Genomic DNA, 16,412 nt, shown 5'->3' with positions numbered 1-16,412 from the left:
ACCAGCCCCCGCGATCCATACGCAGGGGTCGGTCGCCGGCATGGGCGATAGCCGAGGCTGTCGATCGGCTTACTTGACGATTTCCACCAGGTCGACATCGATCTCGCGCTTCATCAGCCCCTTCTCGACCTCACCGGTCAGCCTGACCTGGGTCTTCTCGTTGAATGCCACCGGCGGCAGGTCTTCGTCGTCGATCTCGACGGTGATGGTGCCACTGGCATCCTTGAATTCGTACTTGTCGTCGTTGTTCAGCTTCTTGACCACATGGCCCTGCAACACCACTGGCGTATCGTCCGAGGCATCGTTGGCCGCCGCGACGGTGGTGACGGCCTGGGCGCCAGGACCGGTGTAGCCGACAGCCAGGGCGGCGGTGCTGAACAGCGGAGCGAGCAACAGAACGAGGTAACGGGTTTTCATGGCAGTGATCCAATGTGGGTTTCGATAGCGCCAGATTAACCAGTCAGGCTGAATTGAAACTTAATCCGCCAGGCCCTTCCCGGGATTGAGTGAAGAGCCCAAAAAAAGCCCGGCGAATGCCGGGCCTGATTATCGGGTCGCGATCACTGGTGATACTGCGCCGACAGTTCGTGCACCGCGCGCAGGAAGGCGCCAGCGTGTTCCGGGTCGACTTCCGGGGTGATGCCGTGGCCGAGGTTGAACACATGGCCGCTGCCCTTGCCGTAGCTGGCGAGGATGCGCCCGACTTCGGCACGGATCGCTTCCGGCTTGGCGTAGAGCACGGTCGGGTCCATGTTGCCTTGCAGCGCGACCTTGTTGCCGACCCGCTGGCGCGCTTCGCCGAGGTCGCAGGTCCAGTCCAGGCCCAGGGCGTCGGCACCGGCGTCGGCAATGCTTTCCAGCCACAGGCCGCCGTTCTTGGTGAACAGGATTACCGGCACCTTGCGCCCTTCGTGCTCGCGGATCAGGCCGCTGACGATCTTGCGCATGTAGGCCAGGGAGAACTCCTGGTAGGCCGCCGCCGACAAGTTGCCGCCCCAGGTATCGAAGATCTGCACCGCTTGCGCGCCGGCCTTGATCTGGCCGTTGAGGTAGCTGGTGACCGACTGCGCCAGCTTGTCCAGCAGCAGGTGCATGGCTTGCGGGTTGTCGTAGAGCATCGCCTTGGTCTTGCGGAAGTCCTTCGACGAGCCGCCTTCGACCATGTAGGTAGCCAGGGTCCAGGGGCTGCCGGAGAAGCCGATCAGCGGCACGCGGCCGTTGAGTTCGCGGCGGATGGTGCTGACCGCGTCCATCACGTAGCCCAGGTCCTTGTGCGGATCCGGGATCGGCAGGGCCTCGATGTCGGCCAGGGTGCTGACGACCTTCTTGAAACGCGGACCTTCGCCGGTTTCGAAGTACAGGCCCTGGCCCATGGCGTCGGGGATGGTCAGGATGTCGGAGAAGAGGATGGCCGCATCCAGCTGTGGATAACGGTCCAGTGGTTGCAGGGTGACTTCGCAGGCGAACTCCGGGTTCATGCACAGGCTCATGAAGTCACCGGCGCTGGCACGGCTGGCGCGGTATTCAGGCAGGTAGCGCCCAGCCTGACGCATCATCCACACCGGGGTGACGTCTACGGGTTGCTTGAGCAGGGCACGAAGGAAACGGTCGTTCTTCAGGGCAGTCATGTCGGCATCCGGAAAAAAAGTGCGGGCATTTTCTCAGAGCGCGACGCAAAAGGCACGGCGAGAGCCGTGCCTTTTATCTATCGGGTCAATTTGTCGCGGACTATAAACAGCCTTTTAAGCGTCGCGAGCGAAGGCTAGGCAAGGCGAAAACAGACGAGGAAGCGGAGTTGACAGCTGTCAATGAGCATTCCGAGTCTGTTTCTGCGTAGCGCCGCAGGCGTACAGCGCGCAGCATAGCCGAGCGCAGTAGCTTAAACGCCCAGGTAGTCGAGGATGCCTTCGGCGGCGTTACGGCCTTCGAAGATCGCCGTCACCACCAGGTCGGAACCGCGCACCATGTCGCCACCGGCGAAGATTTTCGGGTTGCTGGTCTGGTGCTTGTACTGGCCCTGCTCCGGCGCCACGACGCGGCCCTGGCTGTCGGTCTGGATGCTGAACTGCTCGAACCACGGCGCCGGGCTCGGGCGGAAACCGAAGGCGATGACCACGGCGTCGGCCGGGATGACCTCTTCGGAACCCGGGATCGGCTCGGGGCTGCGACGGCCACGGGCGTCCGGCTCGCCGAGACGGGTCTCGACCACCTTCACGCCTTCGACCTTGTCTTCGCCGACGATGGCGATCGGCTGGCGGTTGTAGAGGAACTTCACGCCTTCTTCCTTGGCGTTCTTCACCTCTTTGCGCGAGCCCGGCATGTTCGCCTCGTCACGACGATAAGCGCAGGTCACCGCCTTGGCGCCCTGGCGGATCGACGTGCGGTTGCAGTCCATCGCCGTGTCGCCACCACCGAGGACCACGACCTTCTTGCCCTTCATGTCGACGAAGTCTTCCGGCGACTTTTCAAAGCCCAGGTTGCGGTTGACGTTGGCGATCAGGAAGTCCAGGGCGTCGTGCACGCCCGGCAGGTCCTCACCGGCAAAGCCGCCCTTCATGTAGGTGTAGGTGCCCATGCCCATGAACACGGCATCGTATTCTTCGAGCAGTTGCTCCATGGTCACGTCCTTGCCCACCTCGGTGTTGAGGCGGAACTCGATGCCCATGCCGCTGAAGACTTCGCGACGATTGCTCAGCACGGTCTTTTCCAGCTTGAACTCGGGGATGCCGAAGGTCAGCAGACCGCCGATTTCCGGGTTCTTGTCGAACACCACCGGGGTCACGCCACCACGTACCAGCACGTCGGCACAGCCCAGGCCCGCCGGGCCCGCGCCGATCACCGCGACACGCTTGCCTGTCGGCTTGACCTTGGACATGTCCGGACGCCAGCCCATGGCGAAGGCGGTGTCGGTGATGTACTTCTCCACCGAACCGATGGTCACCGCGCCGAAGCCATCGTTGAGGGTACAGGCACCCTCGCACAGACGGTCCTGCGGGCACACCCGGCCGCAAACTTCCGGCAGGGTGTTGGTCTGGTGCGACAGCTCGGCGGCAGCGAGGATGTTGCCCTCGGCCACCAGCTTGAGCCAGTTGGGAATGAAGTTGTGCACCGGGCACTTCCATTCACAGTACGGGTTACCGCAACCCAGGCAGCGATGGGCCTGATCGGCCGACTGCTGGGGTTTGAAGGGTTCGTAGATTTCCACGAACTCTTTCTTGCGTTGACGCAACAGTTTCTTCTTCGGATCCTTGCGCCCGACCTCGATGAACTGGAAGTCATTATTCAGACGTTCAGCCATAGTTAAAACCTCATCAAACTCTTCAGGCGCATATCACTGCGGGTTGGCACGGGTGCTGGAAAGCAACGATTTCAAGCTGGCAGCCTTCGGCTTGACCAACCAGAAACGACGCAGGTAGTCATCGAGGTTCTCGGCCAGGTTACGGCCCCACTCGCTACCGGTTTCCTCGACGTATTCGTCCAGCACGCGCTGCAGGTGGCTGCGATAGGCTTCCATCGCTTCGCCGCTGATCCGCTGGATTTCCACCAGCTCGTGGTTGACCCGGTCAACGAAGGTGTTGTCCTGGTCGAGCACATAGGCGAAACCGCCTGTCATGCCTGAGCCGAAGTTGTAACCGGTCTTGCCCAGCACGCAGACGAAACCACCGGTCATGTATTCGCAGCAGTGATCGCCAGTGCCTTCCACCACGGTGTGGGCACCGGAGTTGCGCACGGCGAAACGCTCGCCCGCGGTGCCGGCGGCGAACAGCTTGCCGCCGGTAGCGCCGTACAGGCAGGTGTTGCCGATAATCGCGCTGTCCTGAGTCTTGTAGGCGCTGCCTTTCGGCGGAACGATCACCAGCTTGCCGCCGGTCATGCCCTTGCCCACGTAGTCGTTGGCGTCGCCTTCGAGGTAGAGGTTCAGGCCGCCGGCGTTCCACACACCGAAGCTCTGACCGGCAGTGCCCTTGAAGCGGAAGGTGATCGGCGCCTTGGCCATGCCCTGGTTGCCGTGGACCTTGGCGATTTCGCCGGAGATCCGCGCACCGATGGAACGGTCGCAGTTGCAGATGTCGAGCGCGAACTCGGCACCGCTGAGGTCGGCGATCGCAGGCTTGGCCATGGCGACCATTTTCTCGGCCAGCAGGCCCTGGTCGAACGGTGGGTTGCGATCGACCTGGCAGAACTGCGGCTTGTCCGCCGGGATATGGTCGCTGCCCAGCAGCGGGGTCAGGTCCAGATGATGCTGCTTGGCGGTCTGGCCTTCGAGGATTTCCAAGAGATCGGTGCGACCGATCAGCTCTTCCAGCGAGCGCACGCCCAGCTTGGCCAGCCACTCACGGGTTTCCTCGGCGACGTAGGTGAAGAAGTTCACCACCATCTCGACGGTGCCGATGTAGTGGTCCTTGCGCAGCTTCTCATTCTGAGTCGCGACACCAGTGGCGCAGTTGTTCAGGTGGCAGATACGCAGGTATTTGCAACCCAGGGCGATCATCGGCGCGGTGCCGAAGCCAAAGCTTTCGGCGCCGAGGATCGCTGCCTTGATCACGTCGAGGCCGGTTTTCAGGCCGCCGTCGGTCTGCACCCGGACCTTGCCGCGCAGGTCGTTGCCACGCAGGGTCTGGTGGGTTTCCGCCAGGCCCAGTTCCCACGGCGCACCGGCGTACTTGATCGAGGTCAGCGGCGAGGCGCCGGTACCACCGTCGTAGCCGGAGATGGTGATCAGGTCGGCGTAGGCCTTGGCCACGCCAGCGGCGATGGTGCCGACGCCGGCTTCCGCCACCAGCTTCACCGAAACCAGCGCCTGCGGGTTGACCTGCTTCAGGTCAAAGATCAGCTGCGACAAGTCTTCGATGGAATAGATGTCGTGGTGCGGCGGTGGCGAAATCAGGGTCACGCCAGGTACCGCGTAACGCAGCTTGGCGATCAGGCCGTTGACCTTGCCGCCAGGCAGCTGGCCGCCTTCACCGGGCTTGGCGCCCTGGGCCACCTTGATCTGCAGCACTTCGGCATTGACCAGGTATTCCGGGGTCACGCCGAAACGGCCGGTGGCCACCTGCTTGATTTTCGAACTCTTGATGGTGCCGTAGCGCGCCGGGTCTTCGCCGCCTTCGCCGGAGTTGGAACGCGCGCCCAGGCGGTTCATGGCTTCGGCCAGGGCTTCGTGGGCTTCCGGCGACAGCGCGCCCAGGGAGATACCGGCGGAGTCGAAACGCTTGAGGATCGATTCCAGCGGCTCGACTTCACTGATGTCCATCGGCGTGTCCAGGGTCTTCACCTTGAACAGGTCGCGGATCATCGACACTGGGCGGTTGTCCACCAGCGCGGTGTATTCCTTGAACTTGGCGTAGTCGCCCTGCTGCACGGCGGCTTGCAGGGTGTTGACCACGTCCGGGTTGTAGGCGTGGTACTCACCACCGTGGACGAACTTCAGCAGGCCGCCTTGCTGGATCGGCTTGCGCGGGCTCCAGGTTTCGGTCGCCAGGGCTTTCTGCTCGGCTTCGATGTCGACGAAACGCGCGCCCTTGATGCGGCTCGGCACGCCACGGAAGCTCAGCTCGCAGACTTCCTCGGACAGGCCGATGGCCTCGAACAGCTGCGCACCGCGGTAGGACGCGATGGTCGAGATACCCATCTTCGACAGGATCTTCAGCAGGCCCTTGGTGATGCCCTTGCGGTAGTTCTTGAACACCTCGTAGAGGTCGCCCAGTACTTCACCGGTACGGATCAGGTCGCCCAGCACTTCGTAGGCCAGGAACGGATAGACCGCCGAGGCACCGAAACCGATCAGCACTGCGAAGTGATGCGGATCGCGCGCGGTGGCGGTTTCCACCAGGATGTTGGAGTCGCAGCGCAGGCCCTTCTCGGTCAGGCGGTGGTGCACCGCGCCGGTGGCCAGGGAAGCGTGGATCGGCAGCTTGCCCGGGGCGATATGGCGGTCGCTGAGCACGATCTGGGTGCGACCGGCGCGCACGGCTTCTTCGGCCTGGTCGGCCACATTGCGGATCGCTGCTTCCAGGCCGAGGCTTTCGTCGTAGTTCAGATCGATGACCTGACGCTCGAAACCCGGACGGTCGAGGTTCATCAGCGAGCGCCACTTGGCGGGCGAGATCACTGGCGAGCTGAGGATCACGCGGGAAGCGTGCTCAGGCGATTCCTGGAAGATGTTGCGCTCGGCACCGAGGCAGATCTCCAGCGACATGACGATGGCTTCGCGCAGCGGGTCGATCGGCGGGTTGGTGACCTGGGCGAACTGCTGGCGGAAGTAGTCGTACGGCGTGCGCACACGCTGGGACAGCACGGCCATCGGCGTGTCGTCGCCCATGGAGCCGACCGCTTCGTAGCCTTGCTCGCCCAGAGGACGCAGCACCTGATCACGCTCCTCGAAGGTGACCTGGTACATCTTCATGTACTGCTTGAGCTGGTCGACGTCGTAGAACGCCGAACCGTGGTCGTTGTCTTCCATGGTCGCCTGGATGCGCAGGGCATTCTTGCGCAGCCATTGCTTGTACGGATGACGAGACTTCAGGCGGTTATCGATAGCGTCGGTATCGAGGATCTGCCCGGTTTCGGTGTCCACGGCGAAGATCTGGCCCGGGCCGACCCGGCCCTTGGCGATCACGTCTTCGGGCTGGTAGTTCCAGACGCCGATTTCCGAAGCCAGGGTGATGAAGCCGTTCTTGGTGGTGACCCAGCGCGCCGGGCGCAGGCCGTTACGGTCGAGCAGGCAGACGGCGTAGCGACCGTCGGTCATGACCACGCCCGCGGGGCCGTCCCACGGCTCCATGTGCATCGAGTTGTATTCGTAGAACGCGCGCAGGTCGGCGTCCATGGTTTCGACGTTCTGCCACGCAGGCGGAATGATCATCCGCACGCCACGGAACAGGTCGATGCCACCGGTGACCATCAGCTCCAGCATGTTGTCCATGCTCGAAGAGTCGGAACCCACGCGGTTGACCAGCGGGCCGAGTTCTTCCAGATCCATCAGGTCGTTGGTGAACTTGGTGCGCCGGGCCTGGGCCCAGTTGCGGTTGCCGGTGATGGTGTTGATCTCGCCGTTGTGGGCGAGGAAGCGGAACGGCTGCGCCAGCGGCCATTTCGGCAGGGTGTTGGTGGAAAAGCGCTGGTGAAACACGCAGATCGCGGTTTGCAGGCGCGGGTCACCCAGGTCCGGATAGAAGGCGGCCAGGTCGGCCGGCATCATCAGGCCTTTATAGATGATGGTCTTGTGGGAAAAGCTGCAGATGTAGTGGTCGGTATCGGCGGCGTTGGCCACCGACGAACGACGACGGGCACTGAACAGCTTGACCGCCATGTCCTGGTCGCTCAGGCCTTCGCCGCCGATGTAGATCTGTTCGATCTGCGGCAGGCGCTCCAGGGCCAGGCGGCCGAGAACGCTGGTATCGATCGGCACTTTGCGCCAGCCGATCAGTTGCAGGCCTTCGGCCAGGATCTCGCGGTTCATGTTCTCGCGAGCGGCTTCGGCCTTGGCCGGATCCTGGTTGAAGAAGACCATGCCCACGGCATATTGCTTGGGCAATTCGACACTGAAGGTTTCCTGGGCAATGGCTCGCAGGAACGCGTCAGGCTTCTGAATCAGCAGACCGCAACCGTCGCCGGTCTTGCCGTCCGCGTTGATCCCACCGCGGTGGGTCATGCAGGTCAGGGCCTCGATGGCCGTTTGCAAAAGGGTATGACTGGGTTCGCCCTGCATATGGGCTATCAGACCGAAACCACAGTTATCCTTGAATTCATCTGGTTGGTACAGACCTGCTTTCATAGACACTTTCTCACCAGGCTGCCTCTTATCGAGACAAATTTCTTTTCAATTCAACCAGTTACCATCCACGCCGAACGTACGCCGGCTTTGCGGGGGCAAAAGGGAGGTCATTGTACACACCGACACAGACGCCCACAAATTTGACGACGAAATGTCGCAAATCTATGTCGCATTCATGAAAGGTTTAAAGCGATATGCTGTGCTAGTCAAAACTTTTTTAGTTCGGACCGCGACGACTCAAAAGCTACTGTGACGCAGACACCACAAGGCACGCGGCCTTGAAGGCAGCATGCGCATGCGGATTTTTTTGAGGTGCTGGGAGAGGCGGCCTGGGTAAGGCCGCCGAATCTTCAGCGAGTTGCTGCCAGTTCCTGTTGGACGCTGGCGACAGTGCGAGGCCAAGGTTTACCAGCCTGAACCTTCGCTGGCAAGGCCTTGATAGCGGTAACGGCTGCATCACGGCTGCTGAAGCTGCCATAAGTGATCACATACAGCGGTTTGCCGTTGAGGACTTTCTTGAAATAACGGTACTGAGCGCCCTGCTCCTTGACGAAGTTCTGCGCTGTGGCTTCGGAACTGGTGCCAAGGATCTGCACGACGTAGTTACCTGGCGCCTGACCGGCGTACCAGCTACCGCCGGTGGCGGCCTTGGCCACGGTGACAGGCTTCTCGGCTGGCTTGGCGGCCGGTGCAGCCGGCTTGCTGACCGGAGCAGGAGCAGGCTTGACCACCGGAGCCGGCTTGGCGGCAGCGACCTGGGTCGGAGCCGGGGTCGGACGAACCTCAGGGGTCGGCGCCGGGCCGGCCGGCACGCCCGCTGGTGGCGCGATGGTGGTCACGGTCGGCGGCGTGGCGCTGGAGCCTTCCACCGGCACGCCATCGTCACCCTCGGTGATCCCGCCGGCCGCTTCAGCCAGAGGGCCGCGCATCACCGGTTGCGACTGACCGACCAATGGCAGCGGCATTGGCTGGGAAGAACCGGCGAACTCGACAGCCGGGCTGCCATTGCTGTTCGGTTGCGGCGTCTGGCCCAGTGGCAGCTGAGCCTGTTCGTTGGCTGGCGCACCAGCAGTACTTGGCGCCTTGCTGCGACCCGGCATCAGCCAGGCAGCGGCAACGGCTACCACTACGACTGCGGATATCGCCAATACGTGTTTCTTCGGCATATTGAACCCCATACTTGGACGCTTGACCGCTGAGCGGCTGGCAATCATGGCTTCGATCATTGCATCCCGGGCGACCTGGTTGATGTTGCCAGGCCAGCCATCGGAGCCTTCGTGAATATCACTGATCTGATCCGCGGAGAAAAGTTCGATACCGCGCCCTGCGCCTTCGAGACGCTGCGCCAGGTATTCACGGGTTTCTTCTTCGGTGTAGGGCTGCAGTTCGATGACATGGAAGCGCTCTTCTTCCGCGCTCAGCAGCTCCAGACCGGCAATCAGCGACGACTCGCCGAACAGGAACACGTGCGGACGACCTTCCGGTGCGCCGGCGGCGAGCGCCAGCAGCGCTTCGAGCGCCGACTCATCGAGCTGCTCGGCGTCATCCACCAGCAGATAGACTTCCTGGCCGGTCAGGGCCAGTTGCACCACTTGCGCCAGGATCGGGCCGATCTCGGCCTGCTCGACGTTCAGCGCCTGGGCCACCTGCCGCAGCACGCCTGCCGCGTCGCCGGCACCACGGGCGGAAACCACCACGCTCTGTACCGACTGTTTGTTGGTGCTGGCGACCAGCGCCTGACGCAGCAGCGTCTTGCCGCTGCCCTGCGGGCCGGTCACCACCAGCAACAGCTGGCTGTAGCGTGCCAGATGGTGCAGTTGCCCCAGCACCGGCTTGCGCTGGGCGGGGAAAAACTTGAAGCCGGGCACCCGTGGAGCGAAAGGGTCATGGCTCAACTGATAATGGCCGAGGAAGGCCTCGTCGGCATGCAAACTAGTCATGGGAATCTTATTAACCTTTAAGCTGAGCCAGGGCGCGGTAATCCGCTCCCAGCGTGGCCTGTAAAACCTCTTTCGGATAATCGTCGGTCACTACGGCTTCGCCCATGCGGCGCAACAGCACCAGACGCAAACGACCATCGATCACTTTCTTGTCAATTGCCATGTGTTCGAGAAAATCCGCTTCGGTCATTTCCTCAGGTGGAATGACCGGCAAGCCCGCGCGCTGGAACAGGCGAATACCGCGGTCACGCTCCTCGGCGGTGATCCAGCCAAGGCGTGCGGACATCTCCAGCGCCATTACGGTGCCAGCAGCGACCGCTTCACCATGCAGCCAGACACCATAGCCCATGTGGGTTTCGATGGCGTGGCCGAAGGTATGCCCCAGGTTCAGCGTGGCGCGTACGCCGGACTCACGTTCGTCGGCGCCAACCACGGCCGCCTTGGCCGCGCAGGAGCGCTCGATGGCATAGGTCAGCGCCTGCTGGTCCAGGGCTCGCAAGCGGTCGACGTTGTCTTCGAGCCAGGTAAGGAAGGGTTCGTCGCAGATCAGACCGTACTTGATGACTTCCGCCAGGCCAGCCGACAGCTCGCGAGCCGGCAGGGTATTGAGCGAGGCGGTATCGATCAGCACCACGTTGGGCTGATAGAAAGCGCCGACCATGTTCTTGCCCAGCGGATGGTTGATACCGGTCTTGCCACCCACCGACGAATCGACCTGGGACAGCAAGGTGGTAGGAATCTGGATGAAATCGACACCGCGCTGATAGCAGGCCGCGGCAAAACCGGCCATGTCGCCGATCACACCGCCACCGAGGGCGATGATCGTGGTCCGGCGGTCGTGCCGTGCAGTCAGCAGGCCATCGAAAATAAGCTGCAGGGTTTCCCAGTTCTTGAATGCTTCGCCGTCGGGCAGAACCACCGAGATCACCGAGAACTGCGCAAGGCTGCGTTTCAGACGCTCAAGGTACAGCGGTGCTACGGTTTCATTGGAAACGATCGCCACTTGCCGCCCGGCGATGTGGGGAACCAGCAACTCGGGCCGGTCCAACAAACCTTCGCCAATATGAATCGGGTAGCTGCGCTCGCCTAGATCGACCTTAAGTGTCTGCATGTGTCCCCACAGTGAAGATGGAAGCTGGTGTCCTGCCTTACGTTAACGACTGGCATCGCCTGGCTTTCTGACGCCGCGCAATAGCCATGCGCCACAACCGCAAGCGATCATGGCAAGGCGCCGAGGATAGCGCATTTCGCGCTGCGCATTAACGGGGAGGCAGTTGCTGCAGGCGGTCCAGTATGTCCAGCACCACCATACGCGGTGGCCGCTCATCGGTTTCAACCACCAGGTCGGCGATTTCCCGATAAAGCGGATCGCGAATCGCCAGCAGGTCCCGCAGGGTCTTCGCCGGATCGGCCGTGCGCAGCAGCGGTCGATTGCGATCCCGGGCGGTACGACCGACCTGCTGCTCCACCGAGGCATGCAGATAGACCACGCGCCCCCCGGCATGCAGCGCCAGACGGTTGGCTTCACGCATCACCGCGCCGCCGCCGGTCGCCAGGACCACGCCATCGGCGGAGCACAGCTCGGCGATCATGGCCTGTTCCCGATCACGAAAGCCCGGTTCGCCTTCCTTATCGAAGATCCACGGGATATTGGCGCCCGTGCGCAACTCAATTTCCTTATCGGAATCTTTGAATGGCAGACGCAGCTCTTTGGCCAGCAAGCGACCAATGGTGCTTTTTCCAGCCCCCATTGGCCCAACAAGAATCAAATTTCGCACAGAATCAATGACTCACAGCAATCGCCTGGTTGTTCATGATACGCGGAGTGAGAAATACCAGCAGCTCGGATTTTTTCTCCGACACCACGTCACGCCGGAAAAGTCGGCCAAGATACGGCACATCGCCGAGAAATGGCACCTTATCTACAACCTTGCTTTGCGTATTGGAGAAAACCCCACCGATAACGATGGTTTCTCCGTCGTTGATCAGGACCTTGGCGTTGACCTCGTTTTTCTTGATCGGCGGCACGTCCTGGACCTTGTTCAGGTAGTCCGGCTCGTCCTTGGTGACCTTGACCTCCATGATGATGCGGTTATCCGGGGTGATCTGCGGCGTCACCTCCAGGGACAGCGAGGCCTCCTTGAAGGACACCGAGGTCGCCCCACTGGAAGCGGCTTCCTGATAGGGGATTTCCGTACCCTTGAGGATCTTCGCCGTCTCCTTGTCGGACGTGACGACCTTGGGCTGGGAGACGATTTCACCGTTACCGGTCTTTTCCATGGCCGTCAGTTCAAGGTCCAGCAACACGTTGTCGGTGATGAAGGCGATACCCAGGCCGGAGGTATTGGCGGTGGCGCCCAGGTCGACGAAGGGTGAATTGCTGCTGGTACTGCCCGGCGTACCTATGGTGGAAGAGCCGTTGGTGCCGTTGCTGACCCCCGAGGCATTCCAGTTGCCCTGGTTCTGGATCGAACCTCCCCAGCGCACGCCCAGACTTTTGTCGTAGTCGACGTTAGCCTCGACGATCCGCGCCTCGATCATCACCTGGCGCACTGGGATATCCAGCTGGCTGACAATCCGCCGCAGCTCGTCCAGGCGCTCCCGGGTCTGGTAGGCAATGATGTTGTTGGTCCGTTCATCGACGGTAATCGAACCACGCTCGTCTGACTTGTCCTCGGCGCGGGTGACCGACTGGAACAACTTGGCGATTTCTGCGGCCTTGGCGTAGTTGACCTGCAGCAGTTCGCGCCGCAGCGGCTCCAGGTCGGCGATCTGCTTCTGTGACTCCAGTTCCTGGCGTTCGCGGGCGGCGATTTCATCGGCCGGCGCCACCAGCAACACATTGCCCACCTTGCGCTTGTCCAGCCCCTTGGTCTTGAGCACCAGATCGAGGGCCTGGTCCCACGGCACATTCTGCAGGCGCAAGGTAATGCCGCCCTGCACCGTATCGCTGGCCACCAGGTTGAGGTTGGTGAAGTCGGCGATCAGTTGCAGCACCGAGCGAACCTCGATGTCCTGGAAGTTCAGCGAGAGCTTCTCGCCGTTATAGGCCGAGCGCTCGGCGTTGCGTTTCTGCAGATCGCCCGAAGTCATCGGCCTGACGCTCACCGTGAGCTTGTTGTCCGTCTGGTAGGTCGAGTAATCGAAGGTGCCGCCGGGCTCGATGGTGATGATGGCCTTGCCGGACTCCGCCCGGGCACTGACGAACTGCACCGGGGTGGCGAAATCCTTGACGTCGAGCCTGACCCGCAAGGGCTCTGGCAGGCGAGCCTTGGCGAAGGTGAGAACGAGCTTGCCGTCGCGCTCCTGTATATCCGGGCTCATTCCCGAATCGGAGAGGTCGATCAGTACATTGCCCTCGCCCTGCTCGCCGCGCTGGAAATCCACGCTGCGAATCGACCGCCCCGCGGAAGCCGCGGCCTTGGCCCGCCCAGGCGCGACATCAGGCAGCCCCGGCGCACTCTGCGCCGCCGTCGCCCCCTGGCCGATCACCACAAACAGTTGATTACCGACAACCCTGGTGCTGTAGGGCGCCAACGCCACCAGGTTGACCACCACCCGGGTACGCTGCCCCGATTCGACCACCGTCACGCTGCGCGCATTGCCATTGCCCAGATCGCGGCTCTTGCTCACCAGCTGGCTGGCGACACCCGGCAGATCGAGGGCGATCCGCGCCGGCTGGTCGGTGGTATAACCCCGCGGTTCGGGCACCGGCCCATCGAAGGTGAGTTTCAACTCCAGGCGATCCCCCGGCAGTGCCGCGACATCCAGGGCCTTGAGGCTGGCCGCCATGACCATCGGTGAAAGCAACGCCATCCATAGCGCAATACCGAAGGCTGAAAAGATCCTGTTCATGATGCGAGTTCCACTATGAATGCTCTTTTAATGGAATGGTCCGTGGTCGCTCCAGCCACGCTCCCGCTCCATCGGGAACAATCTCGACCACGTCGACCTGTGAATCGCTGATCGCGACAATCCGCCCATCGTTTCGGCCCAGGTAGTCGCCGACCTTCAGCCGATGCACGCCACCGGCACCGCGCAACAGCGCAAAGAAGCCGGAGGCGTTGGAAAGAGTGCCCACCATCTCGAACTGCTCGATGCTGAAGCCCTCGAGATACTGCTTGCTGCGGTTCGGATCCGGCTTGACCCCGGGCAAGCCTGCCCCGCGTCCCGCCAGGTCCACCCGGACCGCCGGCTGAAACGGGCTGCGCAAGGGTGCGGCGTTATAAGTGAACGTTGGGTAAGACCTGAATGCCGGCATTGGTTCAATCTCACCGGGCGGCCGTAACCGCACCTCGTTCATATAGGCATCCAGATCGCTGAAGTCGTCATCGCCGCCACAGCCGGCCAGCCCGACAAGGATCAGCCCAAGCAGCAAGCCGCGAAGGCGCTTCATGGACGGGGCACCTTGTAGCGGTAAGTCCGGGCCAGAATGTTCATGCGTAGCTTCGAGCCAACCTCCGGCGTGACCGGTTTGATCTCGAAATCATGCAGGGTGACGATTCGCGGCAAGCCGGCCACGCCGCTGACGAAAGTCGCCAGCTCGTGATAGCCGCCGGTGACCGTGATCTGGATCGGCAATTCGACGTAAAACGGCTGGACCACCTCCGGCAACAACTTGATCTCTTCGAACTCCAGCCCGCTGCCAAGCCCGGTGCGACTGATGTCCTCAAGCAGGCCCGGCACCTCGGTATCGCTGGGCAGCTGGCGCAGCATAAGGTCAAAGGCAGTTTCCATGGCCTTCATCTGTTCGGTGTAAGGCCCCAGGTTGGCCACCAGGCGCGCCTTGCTGGCGAACTGCTGTTTCAGTACGGCCTCATCTGCACGACGCTGGTCGAGTTGTAGCAACAGATCCTTGAGGTACAGGTTGTAGCCGAGGGTCAGCACCAGCAGCATGACCAGCGCCGCGATCACGCCTTTGACCAGCGCCGGCCACGCCCCCATGTTGCTCATTTCCAGCTCGCCGAGATCGATCCGGCACATCTGCACCCACCCGCCGGACAGGCTCATTGCCCGCCCTCGCCCATGGCGGGCCGGGCCTGATGGACGGTCAACTGAAACACATTGACCTGGTCGGCGTTGTCCGCCCCGGCGGCCTTGACCTCCGTCAAGCTCGGCGCGTCGAACCAGTCGGAGGCGTCCAGGTTGCGCATCAGGTCCGAAACACGGTGGTTCGATTCAGCCGCCCCGGTGATGGAAAGAATCTGCCCGCTCATCCTCACATCGGTGAAATACACCCCGTCCGGCAAGGTGCGGGCCAACTGGTCGAACACCCGCGCGCTGGTGGAGCGATTGCCTTGCAGGTCCTGGATGATCTTCATCCGCTCCACCAGTTGCTCGCGATGCAGCTTCAGCTCGCCGATCTTGGCGATTCGCTGATCGAGCAAGGTGATCTGCGCCCCAACGTGGTTGTTGCGTGCCAGCTGCCTGTCGATCGCCCGGTCGATGATCCTGTCGCCCGCAAACAGCGCACCCAGGGCCACCGCAGCAGCAGCAGCCAGGGCCAGGAGAAAGTGGCGACGCCGCTGTTCACGCCGCGCCTCGCGCCAAGGAAGAAGATTGATCCGCGCCATCAGTCGAAACTCCGCAAGGCCAGGCCACAGGCGATCATCAGGGACGGAGCCTCGCTGGCCAGGGCCGCGGCGTCGACCTTGCCGCCGATGCTCATGCCGACGAAGGGATTGGAGATCAACACGGGCAAGCCCAGGCGCTGCTCGATCAATGGCGCAAGCCCCGGAACCGAGGCGCTGCCGCCCGCCAACAGGATGGAGTCGACCTGGCGCTGCGGACCGGAGGCCTGGAGAAACTGCAACGAGCGCGAAACCTGCTGTACGACCGCCTCCTGAAAGGGTTGCAGCACCTCACTGACGTAGTCGTCCGGCAGGCCGCCCTGCTTTTTCGCCAGGTCGGCCTCTTCTATCGACAGCCCGTAACGACGCTGGATGTGCTCGGTCAGTTGGTGCCCGCCAAACAGCTGCTCGCGGGAATAGATGATCTGCCCTTCATGCACAACGCTCAGAGTGGTCAGGGTGGCTCCGATATCGACCAGCGCCACGGTCCGGTCAACCGGCGACCCGGCCGCCAGGGCGAATGAGCGCTCCAGCGCGCAGGCTTCCAGGTCCACTACCCGCGCCGTCAGCCCGGCGAACTCGAGCGCCGCCTCGCGAACTTCGATGTGCTCCTTGCGACAGGCCGCCAACAGCACATCGACCCGTTCGGGATTGCGGGCCGAATAGCCGAGGACGTCGAAATCGATGGAGGCCTCGTCCAGCGGATAGGGAATGTACTGGTCGGCGTCAACCTTGAGCTGGCTCTCCCGATCGTCATCGGAAAGTCCGGCCTCCATCTCGATGACCTTGCTGATCACCGCCGAACCGGCCAGCGCCAGCGCCGCGTGCTTCGCTCCCGGCCGGACCCTGGCCAGCAGGCGAGACAGGGCATGCCCCACCCCTTCGGGTTCGACGATGTTTTTCTCGACCACGGCGCTGGCCGGCAACGACTCCACCCCATAGGCCTCGACCCGAAAGCGGTTGCCGACCCGGCTCAACTCAAGAAGCTTGACCGAGGTGGAGCTGATATCGATCCCCAGAAGGGAACTCGCCTTTTTACTGAAGAGTCCTAGCACTACCAATTCCCTATGACTATCCGTGACTTACGGACTCTGGAATATCCATTGCGTTCAATCACCACGTCTT

The 16,412-nt window shown here is 62.3% G+C and carries 12 protein-coding genes; all 12 read right to left on the bottom strand.

The features are described from left to right. Positions 1-69: 69 nt before the first annotated feature. Complete coding sequence (locus C4K38_RS02370) at positions 70-417, bottom strand: YgiW/YdeI family stress tolerance OB fold protein (protein ID WP_009046606.1); 348 nt, start codon at positions 415-417, stop codon at positions 70-72. Positions 418-560: 143 nt separating this feature from the next. After that, complete coding sequence (gene hemE, locus C4K38_RS02365) at positions 561-1,628, bottom strand: uroporphyrinogen decarboxylase (RefSeq protein WP_053277127.1); 1,068 nt, start codon at positions 1,626-1,628, stop codon at positions 561-563. 251 nt (positions 1,629-1,879) lie between these two features. Next, positions 1,880-3,298 (bottom strand): FAD-dependent oxidoreductase, encoded by a 1,419-nt coding sequence (locus C4K38_RS02360; protein ID WP_007925837.1) that lies wholly within the window; start codon positions 3,296-3,298, stop codon positions 1,880-1,882. Positions 3,299-3,331: 33 nt separating this feature from the next. Then, entirely contained in the window at positions 3,332-7,777 is a 4,446-nt protein-coding gene (gltB, locus tag C4K38_RS02355; protein WP_053277126.1) for a glutamate synthase large subunit, read from the bottom strand. A 350-nt stretch (positions 7,778-8,127) separates the two neighbouring features. After that, positions 8,128-9,717 carry an SPOR domain-containing protein gene (locus C4K38_RS02345; protein ID WP_053277125.1) on the bottom strand — a complete coding sequence of 530 codons (1,590 nt, stop codon included), beginning with the start codon at positions 9,715-9,717 and terminating at the stop codon, positions 8,128-8,130. Positions 9,718-9,727: 10 nt separating this feature from the next. Continuing rightward, positions 9,728-10,828, bottom strand: a complete 1,101-nt coding sequence (gene aroB / locus C4K38_RS02340; protein ID WP_053277124.1) for a 3-dehydroquinate synthase — start codon at positions 10,826-10,828, stop codon at positions 9,728-9,730. Between the two features lie 148 nt (positions 10,829-10,976). Then, positions 10,977-11,495 carry a shikimate kinase AroK gene (aroK, locus tag C4K38_RS02335; RefSeq protein WP_009041824.1) on the bottom strand — a complete coding sequence of 173 codons (519 nt, stop codon included), beginning with the start codon at positions 11,493-11,495 and terminating at the stop codon, positions 10,977-10,979. A gap of 4 nt (positions 11,496-11,499) precedes the next feature. After that, positions 11,500-13,572, bottom strand: a complete 2,073-nt coding sequence (locus tag C4K38_RS02330; protein ID WP_053277123.1) for a type IV pilus secretin PilQ — start codon at positions 13,570-13,572, stop codon at positions 11,500-11,502. Positions 13,573-13,585: 13 nt separating this feature from the next. After that, positions 13,586-14,113 carry a pilus assembly protein PilP gene (locus tag C4K38_RS02325; protein WP_053277122.1) on the bottom strand — a complete coding sequence of 176 codons (528 nt, stop codon included), beginning with the start codon at positions 14,111-14,113 and terminating at the stop codon, positions 13,586-13,588. After that, positions 14,110-14,727 carry a type IV pilus inner membrane component PilO gene (locus tag C4K38_RS02320; protein WP_053277121.1) on the bottom strand — a complete coding sequence of 206 codons (618 nt, stop codon included), beginning with the start codon at positions 14,725-14,727 and terminating at the stop codon, positions 14,110-14,112. Before C4K38_RS02320 ends, C4K38_RS02325 begins: the two co-directional genes overlap by 4 nt. After that, positions 14,724-15,290: a PilN domain-containing protein gene (locus tag C4K38_RS02315; RefSeq protein ID WP_053277120.1), complete on the bottom strand. Its 567-nt coding sequence runs from the start codon at positions 15,288-15,290 to the stop codon at positions 14,724-14,726. Before C4K38_RS02315 ends, C4K38_RS02320 begins: the two co-directional genes overlap by 4 nt. Beyond that, positions 15,290-16,342, bottom strand: coding sequence for a pilus assembly protein PilM (locus C4K38_RS02310; protein WP_053277119.1), 1,053 nt, complete (start codon positions 16,340-16,342; stop codon positions 15,290-15,292). Before C4K38_RS02310 ends, C4K38_RS02315 begins: the two co-directional genes overlap by 1 nt. Positions 16,343-16,412 lie beyond the last annotated feature (70 nt).

The sequence above is a fragment of the Pseudomonas chlororaphis subsp. piscium genome, assembly GCF_003850345.1.
GTDB lineage: Bacteria > Pseudomonadota > Gammaproteobacteria > Pseudomonadales > Pseudomonadaceae > Aquipseudomonas > Aquipseudomonas piscium.
This window is presented reverse-complemented; position numbering and strand designations above follow the sequence as displayed.